Genomic DNA, 19,933 nt, shown 5'->3' with positions numbered 1-19,933 from the left:
TATGGCGCAAGTTGCACTTCGCAAAGTATTCAGAGGAAACGGCTTAATGAGTGCCATATTCCAGACAAGTGGAACCAATCTGCTGGTCATGACACTGACGATGTTGTCTTCCATTTTGACGTCACGCATGTTCGGGGTAGAGGGAAAGGGTGCGTTTTCGGCCATTCTATTCTGGCCTGCGCTCTTAACCGGATTGGTCGGATTTGGACTACCAACTTCTATTATTTATAACATCAAACAGAGCGCAACCGAGAAGAGTGCACAGTATGTTCGGTTAAGCTTTCTTTTTCAAGTTCCGGTGTGCATCATCATTGGCATTGTGGCCTGGTTTGGATTGCCTTTCTGGCTCTCCAGCTTTCCGCCAGAGGTCGTGCAGATATCCAGATGGTATACGATTGCTACCGTTCCGGTACTCATTGTCATCAATCTCATATCAGCCCTCTCGCAGAGTCGGGAGAAATTTGCTGTATATAATGGTATCCGGTTAATGATCCCCCTGTTTAATGTAGGCGGGCTTTTTGTGTTATGGGGCCTGGGCATGCTGAGCATTCAGCTCGCGGCCGCGATCTATTTTGTAACCAGCTTCTCCGTGGTGGCGTGGGCTATCTATGCTAACCGTAATGAATTGAGACTGAGATGGTTCAAGGATCGGGTGGACCAGAGTTCAGCCAAGAAGCTTTTTGGTTATGGCAGCAAGGTGTATGGTGTTGAATTGTTAGGAACGCTGTATACCCAGTTTGATAAAATCATTATTTTGGCGTTGCTCACCCCGCGTGATTTTGGACTGTATTCCGTCGTATTTGCGTTATCCCGAATCTACAATGCCGTTCAGACGGCGATCAGCAATGTTGTTTTTCCAAAAGTGACCGGATTGCCCCAAGAGCAGATTATTCGAACGGTTGGCAGAGCCTTCCGCATCTCGCTCATGGTCATGATGATCATAGTAATACCCACCATGTTTGTGGGGAACTACCTGATGGGTCTTCTGTTTGGCTCCGAATTTTTGGAAGCGAGTGTCGCGTTTTATATTTTGGCTGTGGAATGCATTATTGGTGGTGGCTCCTGGATTCTGGCATCCGCATTTAATGCACTTGGTCGGCCTGGACTTGTGATGATCAGACAGCTCATTGCACTCTCGGTTACGGTGGCTTTGTTTTTTGTATTCACCCCGCTGTGGGGGCTCAACGGAATTGCGATTGCCTTATTGATCGGGTCCATTGTACGAATGGTGGTTACTGTGGCTGCGATGAAGATTGTATTTAAGGTGAAGTTTGCCGCCATGTTCTATGACAAGGAAGATATACCGTTTCTCTATGAACGGTTAAACAAAAAAAGAAGAAGAGTCACCCAAGGAGGAGATGGAGATGCTGGGCACTAACAATATTCATCCAATGGAAGAGTTGAAGGGACATTTACGTCAAATTTTGAAGGTCATTCCACCGCGTACCGAAATCTATTATTTGGATTACCCGGTGCATAGCAACGGTGGCGACTTGTTGATTATGAAAGGTACTGAGGCTTTCTTCCGGGACAATGATATTCATGTACGTGCCAGATACAGCATTCTGGATTGCCCATTGTCTCTCAAGGTACCGGAAGGTATCACGATTGTGTTGCACGGGGGAGGTAACTTTGGTGATCTGTACCCTGCCCATCAGAAATTGAGAGAACGAATGATTGCCCAGCATCCAAATCACCGGATTGTCATTTTGCCTCAGACGATGTTTTATAAGAGTGATATTGAATTGAAAAAGACAGCCCAAGTATTCAATCGTCATAAGGATGTGCACTTTTTTGTCCGGGACACCTTATCTTATGAGATAGCCAGTAAAGAATTTCAACAAACCAATGTGTACCTTTCTCCGGATATGGCGCATCAGTTGTGGCCTCTTAAGTCCAAGAGCAAGCCTAGTGCAGAGATGTTGTATTTCTTCCGTAAAGACATTGAGAAAACTCAGAATCAGGTGCATTACGAATCCGTCAGTGGACCCAAGGCCACGTTTAAAGACTGGGAGACATTGTACAACCGGGTAGACCGGAAGATCATTCGCATGATTACATCCCGGTTAAAGTCAGGGAAAGGCAGCTCTTTTGCCCGCTGGTTGTGGTACAAATACTCTGATCGGATGGTACATACGGCCATTAAGGAATTCAATCAATACCAAACCATCACGACATCCCGTCTGCATGGACATATTCTGGCCTGTCTCCTGGATCAACCGAACATCCTGCTGGATAATTCATACGGCAAGAACTCGAATTATTATGCAGCTTGGACCAAGAACAATCCGGCAGGCAGACTGGAGTCCAATCAGACCAGCACATATAACAAGCCAACCGAGACCGGCAAGGGAGCAAGTACGGTTGTGTTGTCGGATGGTGCAGCCCTATGAGAAGTATTCTGTTATCCGGTGGTTCTGGCAAGCGTCTCTGGCCGTTATCCAACGATTCCAGATCCAAGCAATTTCTTAAAGTTCTTCATGGGCCAGAGGGAAATCCGGAATCCATGGTACAGCGGGTATGGAGACAGCTGAATCATGCCGGACTTGCATCAGAGGCGCTTATCGCGACCAGTTTGCCACAGGTGGAGATTCTGACTTCTCAGCTGGGAGACGATGTGAGACTGGTTGTGGAGCCTGAGCGCAGAGATACGTTTCCTGCGATTGCACTCGCTGCCTCCTATCTGTATTCCGTAGAGAGTGTGAGTCTGAATGAGACAATTGCAGTGTTGCCTGTAGATCCCTTTGTTGAAAAAGAATTCTTCGAAGTACTGGCAACCTTACCGGAGATGCTTGATAAGTCTGGTGCTGATCTGGCCTTGATGGGAGTTGTGCCGACGTACCCGTCAGAGAAGTACGGATACATCATTCCGCAGTCCCTATCTTCAAGTGAAAATAACAATGAATACGTGAATGTAGCGAAGTTCCAGGAGAAACCCTGCGAATCCGATGCGGTCCTCATGATTGAGCAGGCCGCATTATGGAATTGCGGGGTTTTTGCTTTTAAGCTTGGTTATTTGATTAATCTGCTCATTGAGATGGAACTGCCGATCCAGTATGACGAAATGCTGAAGCAATACGGAAGATTGAACAAGATCAGTTTTGATTACCAGGTTGTCGAGAAGGCAAATCAGATTATCGCTATTCCGTATAACGGCTTCTGGAAAGATCTAGGCACGTGGAACACACTCACGGAAGAGATGGGAAGCTCGGTTGTAGGAAAAGGGTGGATTACGGGAGATTCCTTGAATACACACCTGGTCAATGAATTGAACATTCCGGTTGCCATATTGGGATTGTCAGATGTGGTGGTCGCCGTGAGTCCGGATGGCATTCTGGTCAGTGACAAAGAAGCCAGCCCACGGATCAAGGAAATCTTGAAGAACGAGGATCAACGCCCTATGTATGAGGAGCGTAGGTGGGGTTGCTACCGGGTTCTGGATTACACAAGAAACGAAGCTGGCGGCGAGGTTCTCACCAAACGAATCTGCATCAGTGCCGGGAAAAACCTGAGTTATCAATACCATTTGCTTCGCAATGAGGTATGGACGGTTGTATCGGGAACAGGGGAATTGATTCTGGATGGGAAGAGCCGAATGATCGGGCAAGGAGATACGGTGATCATTGACCGGAGTATGCTTCATTCCGTCAGAGCTGTTACGGAACTGGAGATCATTGAAGTACAGATCGGCAGCCAGCTGATTGAGGAAGATATCGTTAGAGTGTCTACCGAATGGCAGGACATAGTTCAGACATATGTGAAGCACGCGTAACCAACACATTAGAACATGGGGGAGATTATGGAATGAATATTACGGTGATTGGCACAGGGTATGTGGGTTTGGTATCAGGCGTATGTTTTTCGGAACTGGGAAATAACGTGATCTGTGTCGACAACAATGTGGAAAAAGTGAATATGTTAACGGACGGTCATGTTCCGATCTATGAACCGGGTCTGAAGGATATCATGAATGCCAATATGAAAGCAGGAAGGCTGTCATTCACCACCAACATTCAGGATGCTATCAGTCGTTCGGATATCATCATTATCGCGGTGGGTACGCCATCCCTGCCTAATGGCGAAGCAAATCTGAGCTTTATTGAGCTTGTCGCGCGAGAAATAGGTTCTTATATGGATAATTATAAAATAATAATGACTAAAAGCACTGTTCCTGTCGGAACCAACGATCGTATTCAGGAATGGATCAGCAGTCTGACGAATCATCCATTCGACATGGCATCGGTACCGGAGTTCCTGCGAGAAGGTACCGCTGTCCAGGATACGCTCTATCCTGACCGGATAGTCATTGGGACACATAGTGAACGGGCAGTCGCCACGTTGAAAGAGCTGCATCAGCCATTAACCGATCAGATTATTGTTACGGATATTCGCTCGGCCGAAATGATTAAATATGCATCCAACGCTTTCTTGGCAACCAAGATCTCATTTATCAACGAAATCTCTAACATCTGTGAAAAAGTAGGAGCAGATGTCAGTCGCGTTGCCGAAGGCATGGGCTATGACAGACGAATCGGTGCCTCCTTCCTCAAGGCAGGCATTGGTTACGGAGGTTCCTGTTTCCCTAAGGATACACAAGCTCTGATTCAAATTGCAGGTAATGTGGATTATGACTTCAAACTGCTGAAGTCCGTGGTGGAAGTGAACAAAGATCAACGCTTCAACGTCATTCGTAAACTGGAAGATGCACTAGGCTCACTCGAAGGGAAGGAGATTGCCATCTGGGGGCTTGCTTTCAAACCGGATACCGATGACGTTCGTGATGCTCCGGCGATTGAGATTATTCAACGTTTGCTTGAGCAGGGAGCGGTGATTCGGGCATATGACCCCATCGCTACCGAGAACTTCCGCAAAGAGGTGGATTCCCCATCCATTACGTGGGAAGAGCGTGCCATGAAAGCGGCGGAAGGTGCTGATGCACTCTGCGTTCTGACGGAATGGAAAGAGTTCATGGAGGTTAATCTGACTGATTTGGCAGCGCATATGAATCAACCCATCCTGATTGATGGAAGAAACATCTACGGAGAAGATCAGATTAAAGATACGTCCTTCCAATACTACTCCGTTGGTCGTCCAGGTCTAACCAATATCGATGGTAGAAAAACGGCAGTCATCTAACGGAGGCCATAACATGAGACGCGGGATCAAAATAACATTAGGTGCCATCTCCCTTGTTGCAGTTGTCATGATTGGATATTCTGTGTATCTGTATTCGCATGTTAAATCAGCGGCGGATCAAATGTATGAACCCCGGGAACCCATCAAGCAGGTATCTATTGTGGACCAGCGGGGTGGGGGAGATTTCCCTGTGGACATGGAGAATGAAGAACCTTTTAATGCTTTAATTCTGGGTGTGGATGAACGTTCCAATGATCGGGGGCGCTCCGACACCATGATTGTATTAAGTGTTAATCCTGCGAAACAATCCGCACTTATGTTTAACATCCCCCGAGATACCAGAACGAATATTGTTGGTCACGGCACGGAGGATAAGATCAACCATGCCTATGCTTTTGGGGGCGTTAACATGTCTGTGCAAACGGTGGAACAATTGCTTGACGTTCCCATACATTACTACATGAAAGTGAATATGGAGGGCTTTGCACAAGTCATCGACATGGTGGGTGGAGTGAATGTGAATAACCCGTTTGCATTTGACTATGAGGGTTACCGGTTCGAGCAAGGGAATATTCATCTGGATGGTGAAGCTGCTTTGGGATTTTCGCGGATGCGTTATGATGATCCGAAGGGAGATCTGGGGCGGAATGACCGTCAGCGGGAGATCATCAAACAAGTGCTGAAGAATACGGTCCAGGTATCCAACGTGTTGCAATTGGAGACGTTGCTGGACGAAGTCAGTGCTCACGTCAGAACCGACGTTACCTTTGATGAGATGAAGCAGATGTTCTCCAATTATCGTTCGGTACTGGATCATATTGAATCCGTTGAGATTAAAGGCACGGGCAAGAAAATAGACGGAGTGTATTACTATATCGTGGAACAGTCGGAACGAGACAGGATACATCAAATGATTGAAGAACATTCAAAATGATCGGATAGGGCGGTGAACCAGATGCGTATCTCCAGGCTAATGAAATTGTCCCTGATTGTGCTACTAATGTATATGCTCATGATACCGGCAAGTACAAATTATGTTCAATCAGCTCAAAACTATGAGTGGAATAATATACCTATTGGTGGTGGTGGGTACGTTACGGGGGTGGTCATTCATCCGACCGAGCCTGATCTGGTTTACGCTCGAACTGACGTTGGAGGAGCTTACCGACTGGATGTAACTTCAGGAGATTGGGTTCCACTACTGGATCATTTTGGAGATGAGGACAGCAATCTGTACGGCGTGGATGGAATTGCGCTGGATCAGCAAAACCCCAATGTCGTGTATATCGCTGCTGGGAAGTACGGTAACGTGGGGCCGAGCGATATTCTGAAATCCACGGATCGGGGAGAGACCTGGATTCGAACCGGACTTAATCTTCGGAATGAATCAAATGGAAATATCCATCGAGCCATGGGGGAGAGCATCGCGGTTAATCCCACGAACTCCAATTACCTGCATGTGGGTACACGATATGATGGATTGTACACTTCCAGTGATGGTGCAGCCACATGGAGCAAGGTATGGGATGTACCTAGCGGACTGTCCGGTGAGGGTATTCGGAGTGTAGCTTATGGATTGAATCCCGTGACGAAGCAAGGTCAAGTTGTGTATGCGGGGGTTCGCGGCATTGGTGTGTACAGCAAAGCACCAAGAAGCAATGGGCAGACCACTTGGCAACTTACCGGGAGAAGTCCCGAATATCCTGCACGTATGACTGTGGCGAAGAACGGGACGTTGTATGTGACCACGGATAATCAGGGCGTCTACAAGTTCAATGGTGTGCAGTGGACGAATATAACACCCAGCTCCAGTTACTCATCTTATTATGGAATCACGATTGATCCCCAAAACGATAATCATATCTTGGCAGCCGTTCGAACAGGCGGAGATAATCTGCCACTGTATCGTTCCGTTAATGGCGGACAGAGTTGGACAACAGTGAGCAAAACGCTGGTATCCAAACCGTCCTGGTGGACACCCAACATGTTTTTCTCAGCGACATCCAGTATCAAGTTTGACCCACATAATCCGGGCACCGTATACGCTACAGACTGGTTTGGCGTGTACAAGACGGAAAATATCAATGGTACCACTGGATTGACTGGCAGTACTGCGAGTACTTGGGAAGCCATTACCGATGGTCATGAAGAAGTCGTCGCACTCACGGCATCCACACCACCACAGGGTGTTTCATTCTTTAGTGGTTTAACGGATCAGGTCGGATTTAGACATGAAAATGTAACCGATGTTCCTCTTAATAAAATCCCGCTCGCAGGTATGCGAGAAATTGTGAGTATTGACTATCATGAGGCAAATCCGAATTACATGATATTTCTGGGAAGCAGTGACTGGTATGGTACGACCACACGTTTATTTGTCTCTTCCAATAACGGAGTTACCGTAACTCCAGTAAACGTTCCGGCAGGTTCTACACTGGGGCGGGTGGCCTATTCAGCCATTAATCCAAATGTAATTGTTTATTACCCCCAGACCGGTAATCCGGTCAGAAGCACGAATCGTGGCGCAACATGGCAAAATATGAATGGTGCCCCTTTTCAGGCCATCGGGGGGAATATGGTTTTTGCCTATAATCATCCACTGGCTGCGGATCGCATCAATGGATATAAATTTTATATGTATGCTGCTGGTTATCTGTATCGGTCTACGGATGCAGGTGCCAACTGGTCCAAAGCGAATACAGTTCGCCTTCCTATTAATACGGATATCAATACAAGCTTCATTAAAGTCGAGGCTGCACCTGGCGTGGCGAATAATGTATGGGTGAGTCTGGGAACCGATGGATTATATGCATCAACGAACTCGGGAAATACATTTTCCAAGATCCAAGGTGTACAGAATTCCAAATTATTTGCCTTTGGTAAAGCTCAGCCAGGCAAATTTGTCCCAGCCGTTTATGTATATGGCACCGTAAATAATGTGAATGGATTCTTCCGTTCCGATGATATGGGGGTAACCTGGAACAATATAGGTCCTTTAGGTAATGGAATCGGGCTGGGCAATGAACCGCAAATTATGGCGGCAGACCGTCAAATCTATGGTCAGGTATATGTAGGTACAAATGGCAGAGGCATGTATGTTGGATCAATAGAATAACGAGAGAGATATGAAAGTGGTGAAGATCAAAATGATGGAGGAGGGCTCCGGGCGCACGAGACAAAAGCATGTACGAAGAACGTACGGATTTCTCATTGCTCTGCTGTTAATTGTGATCTGGATTCTGGTCATCTGGTCCATGTCCGCGCAATCCTCTCAACAGCAAGACATTCAGCCTTGGCTTCATAAATGGTCTCAAAAATTGCACATCGGTTTTACGCTTCCTGATGTACAATTCACTTACGGGGAGTATGAGTATTCGCTGAAGCAGCGGCCGTATGATTTTGCAGAGTTCATCTTTCGCAAGAGTGCGCACTTATTTGTATACGCTGTGCTCGCCGTGCTTGTGTACGGCGGGCTGCGGTACAGAAGAACATCCCTTGTGACCAGTATCGTTTCTGCTCTGGCTGTGGTGTTTGTTATAGCCTCCATTGATGAGTATATTCAGCAGTTCAGCCCGGACCGGACAAGCTCGATACGTGATGTTGGAGTAGACTTGCTCGGCGGCTGCTGTGGGATTGCCATATATGCAGGACTTCAGTCCATGATCCGAAGGATCAGAAAAGGAAAACGTACTTCCATTCACAGCGAGTGATTTCCCAGGAAATTAGATGTATCGTTCAACTTCTACTTGTCTGCCATCCATCATAAGTATGGAGTAGGACAAGGAGGACTGGACATGCTGCGAAGAAGGAACCGGAATGCTTTGCTCAAAAAGATCGGCTTCATCGCGATCATTGTATTATTGCTATGGTTGATTGCCAGAACCATTCCGTATTTGTTTCAGGCAGATACATCGGATGAAGCTGCTGCTGTTGCCGAAGAGTTTTACAAATATGAGCAGACAGGTGACTTCGGCAGTTCGTGGGAACTCTTTCATCCCCTGATGAAAGAGCGGTTTCCCAAGAGTGCTTACGTACAGAACAGAGCACATATATTTATGCAGCATTTTGGCGTGGAAACGTTTGAGCTAGAGATGGAGAAGCCGGAGCGCGAGTTCGATGTAAACGTGATCGATGGCGTTAAGGCATTTTCTGAAGCCTACAGAATCCGGGTCACCCAGAAGTACTCAGGTACCTTTGGTCAATTCGATATTGTGCAGACCTGTTATCTGGTAGAGGATGGCGATGAGTGGACCTTACTCTGGTATTATCCAAATCAGAAAAATGAGGATACCTCGCAGGTCGATAATAGTGACTGATCAAGGAATAATATTAACCCATACATTGAACCGAATTGTATCATTTACCTAACATGGGGCTCCATAAATGCGAGACTTTTGTCGCATTTATGGAGCTTTTTTTGTGTTTTGCTTGTTTTTATGGCTGTAAAGCCTTGACATTAGTCCCGGTGTCAAGTAAATTACGAGATAGATACAAAATGTATCAATTTTCAGCGTCTAACGACAAATAACAAGGACTTCTAAGCTCCTTGTGAGGGGAAGGAATATCATTGATCGAAACGGGCCGCTTTTACTGTGTCAGTTGTGGGATGATTGTGTCGGTCACTAGAAGCTCTGTCGAAATGAAGGAAGAGGGCAATGGAGGCAATCACGTATTTCGCACCGGATTCTACCGGAGTGAAATGCCGCTTGGATGCTGTGAAGCGTGTGTAGTTGAAGCGAAACGTCAGGGGAAATCCCAGTTTGCGGGACAATATACTAAAGATTATGATACACTATGTTCATATGAGAAACGGGCATGAATGATGTGCTCGTCCATGAAGGAGGGGATTGAATGCAGCAGGAGCCGGTCGTCCGGATTCAGGGCGTCAGCAAGATCATATCCTCCCGATCATTGGTCAGCGACCTGACTCTGGATATTTCTCCGGGGCAGGTTTTTGGTTTTTTAGGACCTAATGGCGCGGGGAAAACAACAACGATTCGGATGATGGTTGGACTGATGTCCATCAGTAAAGGTGACATTTTCATCTCGGGACACAGTGTGAAGAATGAATTTGAGAAGGCGGTAGCCCAGGTAGGAGCTATCGTGGAAAATCCGGAAATGTACAAGTTTCTGACCGGGTACCAGAATCTCGTTCACTTTGCCCGCATGTCGCCGGGAGTTACGAAGGAACGTATTGCGGAAACAATTGAGCGTGTGGGGCTCACAGCTCGTATTCACGATAAGGTCAAAACCTATTCACTGGGCATGCGCCAGCGTCTGGGGGTCGCGCAAGCGATATTACATAAACCGAAGCTGCTTGTACTGGATGAGCCGACCAATGGTCTGGACCCACAGGGTATACGGGAACTGAGAGATTATTTGCGTCAGCTCACCCAAGAGGAAGGCATTACGGTCTTTGTATCCAGTCATCTGCTGTCAGAGATGGAGCTGATGTGTGATACGGTAGCCATCATCCAGAATGGCAAGTTGATTGATGTAAGAAACCTTCGGGCTGAAGCCGGTTCGGATGCATTAATCGAAGTTGCCTTTGAGCTGAATGATGCTGACCGCGCTGCGGATCTGATTCAGGGTGCTATCGTACAGGGCAATGTCCTGGTGATGCGGGTGTCTCGTGAGCAGATTCCGGATATCAATGCCAAGCTGGTTAGCGAAGGGTTTCAGGTATACGGTATTCGTAACGTGACTCACACCCTGGAAGAACAATTCTTGCAAGTCACTGGGGGTGGAGGCATTGGGTAGTTTTGGTAATCTGATATTAAATGAGAATATGAAAATTTTCCGTCGTCCCCGTACCTGGATCATGTTATCGATTCTGGCGCTGATCTCGCTATTAATGCCAGTGTTACTGCGAGAAGGCATGGGGTCCAATGAAGTGTTGTACTGGGAAGCGGCTGTAACGACCATCCAGATTACATTTTTCCTGAACACGATCTTCTGTGTCGTGATTGCAGCGGAATCGGTTGCGGGCGAATTTACGTGGGGAACCATTAAGCTATTGCTGATCCGTCCATGGTCACGAAGCAAAGTTCTCGCTTCCAAATATCTGACCGTCATTGGCTTCAGTATTGTCAGTACATTGCTGATCATCGCGATGGCCATGCTAACGTCTTATATCCTTTTCTCGCATGATGCTCCGGGAGGAAGCAGTAGTCCGGCTACGAATGCTCTGACGTTATGGGGATATTTGTACGTTGATCTGTTCATTACGCTTGCGATTGCCTTTATGGTGTCCTCCGTATTTCGTTCAGGTGCACTTGCGATTGGATTATCCCTGTTCATTATGTTCTCACAGAGTATCTTCTCACTCATATTCAATCCGGTCCGTTATGAGTGGGCCAAGTATGTTCTGTTCAACAACATGGATCTTAGCAAATACATGACCTCCGGGGCGGATTTTGCGCTAATGGGTGGTCCAAGTGCGGGAATGACACTGGGTTTCTCCATTGCAGTTCTGGCGGTGTATTACGTTATTTTCATGGTGATTTCCTGGGTTGTATTCAGCAAAAGAGATGTGGCAGGCTAACGCCTGCTTCTTTTTTTTGCTCCAATGTTTGTTTTGGAAAGAAAATAAGTGTATATTCAGCATCGCCTGTGGCATGACTGTCATTTAAGGGTACTTAGTATCATAAGTAAATGACTAGATATACATATGAACGCCGCAGTCACTTTGGCAACGCAGCGCATGGAGGGATCACGTTTCTTGATAAATAACAAGTTCTACCGCATATGCACAGCGATTATTCTGCTGCTGCTCATCGTGTATCTGGGGGAAAAAGTGAACTTTATTTTCAGCCCCCTGACCTCACTGATTCACATCATCATCATTCCGCTGCTGATTGCTGGTTTCTTCTATTATCTGCTGCGCCCGCTTGTCGATTATATGGAAAGGCATAAGATCAAACGTGCATTGTCAGTTCTAATTATTTATGTCGTAATTGCATTAATACTTGCAGGTTTTAGTGTGCTTGTATGGCCTTCCCTGCGTGAACAATTGATGAATTTCGTGGAGAATGCTCCAGCGTTGGTTACTTCACTCAGCGATCAGTTGAATGCACTTGAAAAGAGCAATGTTGTATCCAGATACCTGCCTGATGATTCCAATCTATTCTCACGATTATCCGATGTTCTGAGCCAAGGGATCACTCAGGTAACCAATTATGTCTCCGGGTTATTCTCCGTGGTATCCAATCTGGTTATTATTCTGGCAACGTTCCCGATCATGTTGTATTACATGCTTAAGGAAGGCAGCAAGTTTGGAACGAATCTAACCTTATTGTTGCCAAGGCATTATCGGAAGGATGGGGAAGAAACCGTCCATGAGATCGATGAAGCGCTAAGCAACTATATTGTTGGCCGGGTTATTGTTAATGTAGCCTTGGGGATTCTGATGTACATCGGTTTTCTCATCTTAGGTTTACCTTACGCTTTGCTGCTGACTGTTGTATCGATTATTCTGAACTTCATCCCTTATGTGGGTGCTTTGCTGGCAGCTATCCCGGTTGTCATTGTCGCGTTTATCGAATCACCTTCGATGGCGATCTGGTCACTGGTCATCATTGTAATCGCACAGCAAATTCAGGATAACCTAATCTCACCTTATGTCTATGGCAAACAGCTCGATATTCACCCACTGACTACTGTTATCCTTTTGCTCGTGGGTGCTGACCTGGGAAATATCTTGGGTATGATCATCGTGATTCCGCTATATATGATACTGAAAATTATAGTTCGCAAAATCCATTATCGGATTGTCGAAGATAAGACTGAAACTTAAATGGAATTTGAAATACAACGCTGTCATGTGTAACTACTAATGTTTGTTCTTGAATCACATCGATAAGCTCAACAGGATAAGCCGCATATCAATGGTGAAGGGTCAGGTAAGTTTGCCCTCGCCATTAATATGCGGCTTTTTTTCATACATATTGCTCACTCATGTTATACCTGTTATACTTGATATATAACAGATAACAAAAAGAAGGTGAACTCTTGATTATTCAACTGGATATGCAATCCGAACTTCCCATCTATTCGCAACTTGTTTATCAAATTATTGAAGGTATTGCTAGTGGTGAGTTACAGCTAGGTGAGGCGTTACCTTCGGTTCGGAATTTGGCCGCAGATATCGGTGTTAACCTTCACACCGTCAACAAGGCATATACACTACTCAAGCAAGATGGATACATTCTGGTTCATAGACAAAAGGGAGTTGTAGTGAACCCTGATGGAATGCCTGGTTTAACGGATGATTTTTTGAAAAAGCAGCAAAGAGAATTAAGACCGATTATTGCCGAAGCGATCTGTCGTGGAATGACCAAAGAGGAACTATCTGCGGTGTTAGACCAAATGTATGACGATGTGAAGATGGGTCACAACAGAGAATAACGAATCAAGGGAGTGTGTTATGTATGCAGCTATTTAGTATATTACCTATCATTTTAATCTTTGCTCCATTAGCCTTACTTCTATCCTTTACACCATATCTGACAAGGGAAACCATTAGCTTTGGGGTTACGGTAAGTCAATATAATTACTACACACCCATCTTACGTAAGCTAAGAAGTACGTTTGCTACAGTAAGTCTGATCGGAAACGGGATGATTATGCTTGTCTGTCTGTATTTTCTCCGATCTGCTAATGAAGATGCTACCGCAATGATTACCGGTGTTAGCACAATGATATTTATTGTGTACTGGGCAGCACTACACATATTATTTCATTTCAAGATGAAAAAGATAAAAGGATCACTTACAACTGTAGAAGCACCTCAAAGAGTTAAAATCGATACCACCTTCCGCCAAAATAAACTCACCTATTCCAACTATTGGTTTCTCATTCACATTGCTATTATTGCAGCCGTTGCGATCATTTCGATCCTGAATTATAAGGCACTCCCTAACGTCATTCCAATAAAATATGATTTTCAGGGCCATGTCACTTCCAGTGTGCCCAAAACCTATCTCTCGGTACTGGCTATTAATCTTGTACAGCTAGGAATCATTGCACTTATGATGTTGGTTAACTGGAGTATTAAATCAAGCAAACAACAGCTTACTACGTCTAATCCGGGCCAATTTGCTGCTGAAAATATTCAATTCCGCCGTAAATGGTCCCTGTTTACGCTTGTAACAGGCTTACTTCTTACCATTTTATTTGCCTTCATTCAGATCAATATGTTCGTCCCTAATCTGGTCTTGTTAACAGCTATTAGCTTCATCACTCCTGTGGTGATCGTGTTAGGTGTTGTATGGCTGTCTCTCACAGGCAGACAAGGCGGTGGGAAAATTCGGAATCATCAGGAAGATCGCGAACGATCCAAAGAACAGCCTGTGAATGACGATGATCATTGGAAGTTTGGTTTTATTTACTTCAATGCCAATGATCCTTCTTTAACCATAGAAAAGCGTTATGGAATAGGCTGGACGATTAACTTCGCTCGTCCACTATCTTGGGTCCTGCTGTTATTCATCATTGCTATTGTTGTTATAAGCATAGTCCTAAGCCAATAAAGGCTCATAATGCTATGCATATAATAGATGAAATTAATTATTAGGAGGAGTTATTACAATGAACAATTGGAAAAAGCTATTACTTTCTCTTACTTTCGTAGGTCTCATCCTTCCGGTAACATCCATCTCAGAAGCTGCTGAAAAATCCGCTGGTAGTGAAAATCTTGTTCCTATTCGTGAGATTGCAGAAAAGAATGGGGCAGAGGTATCTTGGCAACAAAAGACAGGAGAAATCACAATACGAAAAAGTGAGCTTACGATTGTAGTTAAGGTAGGAGAGAAACAGGCGATGGTGAATGGGCAAGCCATATCCTTAGACAATCCTGTTCAGTTAACGAAAGGAGTTACCTATATGGATGGGACATTTCTTTCCGAGACGCTGAAGGCAGCACCTGAGGACATATTCATTTCCCTTATTAGTGAGGGCGATGGCAAGGAGGCTGCCAAGTATGTTCATACCTCTGTGAGTGGAGTGTTGTCACCCACGTTGTTGAGTCAGCTGTGGGGAGCTTTAGAAGGACAAAATGGCAAAATTACAAGTGAAGCCATAGCTAAACACGTAGAAAATAACACAGTGCATCGCAATGTCACCTATACGTTCAAAACAGAGCTGACTCGTTTAAATATTACGGTCAGAATGAATCATAACGGACTTGTGGATGATTTGCATATTGCCGCCGCTACTCCAGATGTGTATCAAAAACCAAGTTACGACGACCCATCTGCCTATACAGAACAAGACATTACGGTTGGTCAGGGTGATTTAGCTTTGCCAGGGACATTAACTTTGCCCAAGGGAGAGGGACCTTTCCCGGTTGTCATTCTGGTACACGGATCCGGGCCTAGCAATCAAGATGCTGCCATTGGTGGAGCAAAGCCGTTTCGCGATCTTGCGGTAGGTTTGGCTTCACAAGGAGTTGCTGTATTAAGATACGATAAGGTCACGTATGAGCATACCTATAAGGTGGCTTCACAGCCTAAATTCACATTAAAACAAGAGAGCGTAGATCAGGTAAACGATGCAGTGGAATTACTTAAAAAGAATGCACATATTGATTCTACAGCGATTTTTGTAGCTGGACATAGTCAAGGCGGGTTTGCAATGCCGTTAATTATTGCTGAGGATAAACAACATGATATTGCAGGAAGTATTCTGCTTGCTGCACCGAGTAGTAGCTTTGTGGATGTGCTTACCGAGCAGCAGGACGAATTGGTAGAGCGGATGAAGCAGCTTGGTTTAGACACGGATGTCATTCAAGGGCAAGCTGATTTTTATAAAAATGTGGCTGCGATGGTTAAAGATCCAAAATATTCTGTAGATCATCTTCCTGAGGCTTTTCCACTTCAACCTGCTTATTGGTGGTTTGAGCAGAGAGATTATGTACCTGCGGAACTGGCTAAAACACAAAATACACCTATGCTTGTTATACAAGGCGAAAACGATGTGCAAGTGTCTATGAATCAATTCCAAACCTGGAAATCGTCTCTTCAAGGTCATTCCAATGTAACGTACAATAGCTATCCAAAGGTAAATCATCTGTTATCCAGCTATGATGGACTTTCAATCGGTCAAGAGTACGCTGAGCCATCTAATGTCTCCAAAGCCATTATCGATGATATTGCGAAGTGGGTATTAAAATCAAACTAAAACGGGAGTTCCAATCTTGGTTGAGTGATAACATGGGGAAGTGACACATGGGGCGAGATATAAGAAAAGGAGCACTTACCATTATAGGCAAGTGCTCCTCTTCTTATTTATAAATTTTCTTTATTTAGACCAATTGGACTCTTTCTCGTCTTCATCGGTATAATCAGACATGGTCAGTGGTTCCTTGGGAACAACGGCCACTTTGTAGAACCGATTCTTGTCTTTTTCCAGCAGAACAAAGATTAGATTCTCGAACTCATATTCTTCCTGTTCGTTCATCTCGGGACGATGGCTGTAGAGCCATCCGCCAATGGTATCCCACTCATCTGCATCCAGGCTGGACATAAACATGTCGTTCACCTTAGATAAGGAAACCTTGCCATCCATAATGACATAGTTCTCATTGATGACTTGAATATCTTCCACTTCGTCTGCGTCGAACTCGTCGCGAATCTCACCAACAATCTGCTCAAGCACATCCTCGATGGTTACAATTCCGGAAGTTCCTCCATATTCGTCGACAAGTACGGCGATATGTACGCCATCCTTCTGCATTTTCTTGAGCAAGTCCTTCACAGGAGTTGTTTCGTGAACAGCCGATACAGGCTGAATCAGGGAGGATAGATCGACAGGTTCATCGTTTCCGTAAAGTTCCAGGAAGAATTGTTTCGTATTAATGATACCGATGATATCGTCTTTACTCTCATTCACTACTGGAAAACGTGTATATTGTTCTTCACGAATGATCTCCAGGTTTTCCTCGTTTGTTCTATTCACATAAAGGCAGACCATATCGGTCCGGGGTACCATGATTTCTTTGGCTAACATCTCATCAAAAGCAAAGATCCGGCTTACATAACCGAATTCGGCTTGGTTGATTTTACCACTTTCAAAGCTTTCATTAATGATGATCTGCAACTCTTCTTCGGAGTGTGCATCTTCATGTTCAGAAGCAGGTTTGATTCCGAACAGTTTCACCAGTTGGTTCGCTGAGCCGTTTAACAGCCAGATAAAAGGATACATAATTCGGTTAAACCAGATGATAGGTGTAGACGTCAGCAGTGCAACAGTCTCGGCTTTCCGGATTGCAATCGTTTTTGGAGCGAGTTCACCAACCACAACATGCAGATACGTGATGGAAGCAAACGCGATAACAAATGATAAGAATGAAGAAACCGCCTCAGGAATTTGCAAGCTTTCAAACACAGGGTGGAGAATCTTCTCTACCGTTGGTTCACCCAGCCAGCCCAGTCCCAGAGATGTGATCGTGATTCCAAGCTGGCAGGCAGACAAATATCCGTCCAGATTGGCAACGGCTTGTTTAACAGCCAGCGCACGCTTGTTTCCTTCTGCAATCATTTGATCGATCCGGCTCGGACGAACCCGTACCAGAGCGAATTCCACTGCGACAAAAAACGCCGAAAGTCCTATCAAAAAAGCAACCATTACTAAATTTAACGCATACCTCTCACTTTCCATTCACTGCTCTTCTCCTTTAGGTAATAAGTTTTTAACGATTATTATATCTAATTTTACGTAAGAAGACCACCTCCAGACAAAGAAATGAGGAAGAGTCTGGAAGGTGGAATGAGCAGATTGGCGTCACAATGCGAATCTGTTCCATCATTAAACTGATATGTAGAAGGTAACACAGTCAGAATATACAATGAACGAAGTAGAAATTTGAATTTCCAGAATCAAGTATTCCGTCTGCTTATGTAAAGTTTTATCTAAGCAAACGTTACGAATAGGGGGTACATTGGGTATCTATGATTAGCTGTATACATAATCGTCAAAGATGTGTAGGTGAGAGAAAGGCAAGGTCATGAAGCTTGCCACTTGAGGAGGAAGCCAAATGTTCTGGCTGGTCATTATATTACTCGTATTTATTTTCCAGGCAGCCACAATTCTTTTGCTGGAATTTCGTAATCCGGCTAAAGCTGTGGCTTGGCTGTTTATTTTGTTCTGCGTGCCTTTGATCGGTTTTGTAGTGTACTATTTCGTGGCGCAGGACTATAACAAACGAAAAAAACTCCGCAAGGGTGGATCGCGCATCTTCCGTGAAATGAAGGAAACGATCTGGGAACAAGCCCACATCATTGGAGATGTCGAACAGATGCCTGGCGATCGTTTCAGCCACCAGCATCGATTGTTTAACCTGTTATCCCATCTGTCGGAGAGCCCGATTACAGGTTGTAACCACAGTACGGTGCTTACAAATGGTGAAGAGGCATTTGCGGCAATGCTGAGGGAAATGGAAAAAGCAAAGCACCATCTGCATGTGGAATTTTACATTTTCCGTGATGATGTGATCAGTACGAAGTTTCAGGATGTCATGATTCGCAAGGCACAGGAGGGCGTGAAGGTTCGGTTTATATGTGACGGTCTCGGCAGTCACAAGATGAGCTGGAGTTTTATCCGCAAACTGCAGGATGCAGGTGTGGAGTTTCATTATTTTCTACCGCCACTGATTGCCACGATTGACCGAAGAGTCAACTACCGGAATCACCGTAAAATAGTCGTTGTGGATGGACAGGTTGGCTTCGTGGGTGGCATTAATGTAGGCGATGATTACCTTGGACAATATCCAGAGGTGGGTTTCTGGCGGGATACACATGTGCAGATCGAGGGAGATGCCGTGTACTTCCTGCAAAGTACGTTCCTGAACGACTGGAAATTGGCTTCCGGTGAGCGAATTACCGAACCCCAGCTTGCGGAATTGTTTCCACCTCATATCTGTAGCGGGGAAGAACGAATTCAGATTCTGGCCAGTGGGCCGGATCAGGACTGGGATGCCATACAGGAAATGTGTTTTGGGGCCATTTCGGTAGCCTGTGACCGGATTTACATTACCACACCTTATTTTATTCCTGATCCTGCCCTGTATGAGGCACTCAAAACAGCTGCTGTCAGTGGCGTTGATGTGAAAATTATCATTCCATATCAATCCGATTCAAAGCTTGTTCATTTGGCATCCCTTTCATATGTAGAGGAACTTCTGCGAGCAGGTGTTGAGTTCTTCCAATATCGCAAAGGTTTTGTACATGCCAAAGTGATGATTGTGGATGAGTTGCTTGCAACGGTAGGCACGGCCAATATGGATATGCGCAGTTTTTTTTGCAATTTTGAGTTAACGGCTGTCCTGTTCGAGTCCTCTCCGATTCGTCGTTTGATCACTGACTTTGAACGTGATCTCGGGGAATGCAGTCAGATCGATGGGGAGGTGTTTCAGAAGCGTTCACGACGGCAAAAAGGCGCAGAAATGCTTTCTCGGATGCTTTCTCCGCTTCTTTAGCCGATTTAGGGCAGATTTCTGAAGATAAGTTCACTTTTTGTGAATTTATCTTCTTTTTGCTAAGTATTTTGCGCAAATTTGATCTTTTATGATATAATAGATATATAAATCATGTCTTGGCGAAGGAGGGGAGTCTGCGGGAAAACAGGCTCCCTTTTGCTCTCTTTTGAAAGTGCAAACCGGGATGAATAACATTTTGAATCCATTTTATATCGCCTTTAGATGCTTGCGCTGTATAGCCAGGGTACATATAGAACGCAGTTTGCTGTTCTCCATATGTAGATTCACCCTGAGTATTTAAATGATTTATAAAATGGATTCACA

The 19,933-nt window shown here is 45.0% G+C and carries 17 protein-coding genes; 16 read left to right on the top strand and 1 reads right to left on the bottom strand.

Annotation, left to right across the window (positions count from 1 at the left end; all coding sequences use genetic code 11):
* Window position 1: 1 nt before the first annotated feature.
* From MKY44_RS30000 to MKY44_RS29930, 15 genes are all read left to right on the top strand, one after another.
* Window positions 2–1,378: a lipopolysaccharide biosynthesis protein gene (locus MKY44_RS30000; protein ID WP_091033833.1), complete on the top strand. Its 1,377-nt coding sequence runs from the start codon at window positions 2–4 to the stop codon at window positions 1,376–1,378.
* Window positions 1,365–2,393 (top strand): polysaccharide pyruvyl transferase family protein, encoded by a 1,029-nt coding sequence (locus MKY44_RS29995; protein WP_341010161.1) that lies wholly within the window; start codon window positions 1,365–1,367, stop codon window positions 2,391–2,393. The genes MKY44_RS30000 and MKY44_RS29995 overlap by 14 nt, the downstream gene beginning before the upstream one ends.
* Complete coding sequence (locus MKY44_RS29990; RefSeq protein WP_339785670.1) at window positions 2,390–3,772, top strand: sugar phosphate nucleotidyltransferase; 1,383 nt, start codon at window positions 2,390–2,392, stop codon at window positions 3,770–3,772. The genes MKY44_RS29995 and MKY44_RS29990 overlap by 4 nt, the downstream gene beginning before the upstream one ends.
* Window positions 3,773–3,804: 32 nt before the next feature.
* Entirely contained in the window at window positions 3,805–5,136 is a 1,332-nt protein-coding gene (locus tag MKY44_RS29985; RefSeq protein ID WP_091033824.1) for a UDP-glucose dehydrogenase family protein, read from the top strand.
* A 13-nt stretch (window positions 5,137–5,149) separates the two neighbouring features.
* Complete coding sequence (locus MKY44_RS29980) at window positions 5,150–6,070, top strand: LCP family glycopolymer transferase (protein ID WP_341010159.1); 921 nt, start codon at window positions 5,150–5,152, stop codon at window positions 6,068–6,070.
* Between the two features lie 21 nt (window positions 6,071–6,091).
* Window positions 6,092–8,251 carry a WD40/YVTN/BNR-like repeat-containing protein gene (locus tag MKY44_RS29975; protein WP_341010157.1) on the top strand — a complete coding sequence of 720 codons (2,160 nt, stop codon included), beginning with the start codon at window positions 6,092–6,094 and terminating at the stop codon, window positions 8,249–8,251.
* 10 nt (window positions 8,252–8,261) lie between these two features.
* Entirely contained in the window at window positions 8,262–8,846 is a 585-nt protein-coding gene (locus MKY44_RS29970) for a VanZ family protein (protein WP_341010155.1), read from the top strand.
* Between the two features lie 84 nt (window positions 8,847–8,930).
* Complete coding sequence (locus MKY44_RS29965; protein ID WP_341010153.1) at window positions 8,931–9,452, top strand: hypothetical protein; 522 nt, start codon at window positions 8,931–8,933, stop codon at window positions 9,450–9,452.
* 251 nt (window positions 9,453–9,703) lie between these two features.
* On the top strand, window positions 9,704–9,955 hold the full coding sequence (locus tag MKY44_RS29960) for a hypothetical protein (RefSeq protein WP_143760279.1): 252 nt from the start codon (window positions 9,704–9,706) through the stop codon (window positions 9,953–9,955).
* Window positions 9,956–9,987: 32 nt separating this feature from the next.
* On the top strand, window positions 9,988–10,896 hold the full coding sequence (locus tag MKY44_RS29955) for an ABC transporter ATP-binding protein (protein ID WP_310338365.1): 909 nt from the start codon (window positions 9,988–9,990) through the stop codon (window positions 10,894–10,896).
* Window positions 10,889–11,680 (top strand): ABC transporter permease, encoded by a 792-nt coding sequence (locus MKY44_RS29950; RefSeq protein ID WP_341010148.1) that lies wholly within the window; start codon window positions 10,889–10,891, stop codon window positions 11,678–11,680. Before MKY44_RS29955 ends, MKY44_RS29950 begins: the two co-directional genes overlap by 8 nt.
* A 177-nt stretch (window positions 11,681–11,857) precedes the next feature.
* The gene (locus tag MKY44_RS29945; RefSeq protein WP_081745953.1) at window positions 11,858–12,931 is read left to right on the top strand and encodes an AI-2E family transporter; all 1,074 of its coding nucleotides are present in this window, start codon (window positions 11,858–11,860) and stop codon (window positions 12,929–12,931) included.
* A 215-nt stretch (window positions 12,932–13,146) separates the two neighbouring features.
* Window positions 13,147–13,542: a GntR family transcriptional regulator gene (locus tag MKY44_RS29940; RefSeq protein WP_074093926.1), complete on the top strand. Its 396-nt coding sequence runs from the start codon at window positions 13,147–13,149 to the stop codon at window positions 13,540–13,542.
* 23 nt (window positions 13,543–13,565) lie between these two features.
* Window positions 13,566–14,666, top strand: coding sequence for a DUF1648 domain-containing protein (locus MKY44_RS29935; protein ID WP_341010146.1), 1,101 nt, complete (start codon window positions 13,566–13,568; stop codon window positions 14,664–14,666).
* A 58-nt stretch (window positions 14,667–14,724) separates the two neighbouring features.
* Window positions 14,725–16,314 (top strand): alpha/beta hydrolase family protein, encoded by a 1,590-nt coding sequence (locus tag MKY44_RS29930; RefSeq protein WP_341010145.1) that lies wholly within the window; start codon window positions 14,725–14,727, stop codon window positions 16,312–16,314.
* A gap of 120 nt (window positions 16,315–16,434) precedes the next feature.
* On the opposite strand, the gene MKY44_RS29925 is transcribed toward MKY44_RS29930, so the two are convergent.
* Window positions 16,435–17,793: a hemolysin family protein gene (locus MKY44_RS29925; protein ID WP_076209623.1), complete on the bottom strand. Its 1,359-nt coding sequence runs from the start codon at window positions 17,791–17,793 to the stop codon at window positions 16,435–16,437.
* A 376-nt stretch (window positions 17,794–18,169) separates the two neighbouring features.
* Between MKY44_RS29925 and cls the strand changes: the two genes are divergently transcribed.
* Entirely contained in the window at window positions 18,170–19,609 is a 1,440-nt protein-coding gene (gene cls / locus MKY44_RS29920; RefSeq protein ID WP_047841979.1) for a cardiolipin synthase, read from the top strand.
* Window positions 19,610–19,933: the final 324 nt, after the last annotated feature.

It is taken from the genome of Paenibacillus sp. FSL R7-0026, from assembly GCF_038004485.1.
Classification (GTDB): domain Bacteria; phylum Bacillota; class Bacilli; order Paenibacillales; family Paenibacillaceae; genus Paenibacillus; species Paenibacillus xylanexedens_A.
Note: the sequence above shows the minus strand (reverse complement) of the source record. Positions and strands in the feature narration are given on the sequence as shown.

Bases quoted from the DNA above. Each gene is read 5' to 3' on its own strand.
- cls (WP_047841979.1), top strand. From the start codon at position 18,170: ATGTTCTGGCTGGTCATTATATTACTCGTATTTATTTTCCAGGCAGCC.
- MKY44_RS29965 (WP_341010153.1), top strand. From the start codon at position 8,931: ATGCTGCGAAGAAGGAACCGGAATGCTTTGCTCAAAAAGATCGGCTTC.
- MKY44_RS30000 (WP_091033833.1), top strand. From the start codon at position 2: ATGGCGCAAGTTGCACTTCGCAAAGTATTCAGAGGAAACGGCTTAATG.
- MKY44_RS29995 (WP_341010161.1), top strand. From the start codon at position 1,365: ATGCTGGGCACTAACAATATTCATCCAATGGAAGAGTTGAAGGGACAT.
- MKY44_RS29970 (WP_341010155.1), top strand. From the start codon at position 8,262: ATGAAAGTGGTGAAGATCAAAATGATGGAGGAGGGCTCCGGGCGCACG.
- MKY44_RS29990 (WP_339785670.1), top strand. From the start codon at position 2,390: ATGAGAAGTATTCTGTTATCCGGTGGTTCTGGCAAGCGTCTCTGGCCG.
- MKY44_RS29935 (WP_341010146.1), top strand. From the start codon at position 13,566: ATGCAGCTATTTAGTATATTACCTATCATTTTAATCTTTGCTCCATTA.
- MKY44_RS29985 (WP_091033824.1), top strand. From the start codon at position 3,805: ATGAATATTACGGTGATTGGCACAGGGTATGTGGGTTTGGTATCAGGC.
- MKY44_RS29925 (WP_076209623.1), bottom strand. From the start codon at position 17,793: ATGGAAAGTGAGAGGTATGCGTTAAATTTAGTAATGGTTGCTTTTTTG.
- MKY44_RS29930 (WP_341010145.1), top strand. From the start codon at position 14,725: ATGAACAATTGGAAAAAGCTATTACTTTCTCTTACTTTCGTAGGTCTC.
- MKY44_RS29975 (WP_341010157.1), top strand. From the start codon at position 6,092: ATGCGTATCTCCAGGCTAATGAAATTGTCCCTGATTGTGCTACTAATG.
- MKY44_RS29980 (WP_341010159.1), top strand. From the start codon at position 5,150: ATGAGACGCGGGATCAAAATAACATTAGGTGCCATCTCCCTTGTTGCA.
- MKY44_RS29955 (WP_310338365.1), top strand. From the start codon at position 9,988: ATGCAGCAGGAGCCGGTCGTCCGGATTCAGGGCGTCAGCAAGATCATA.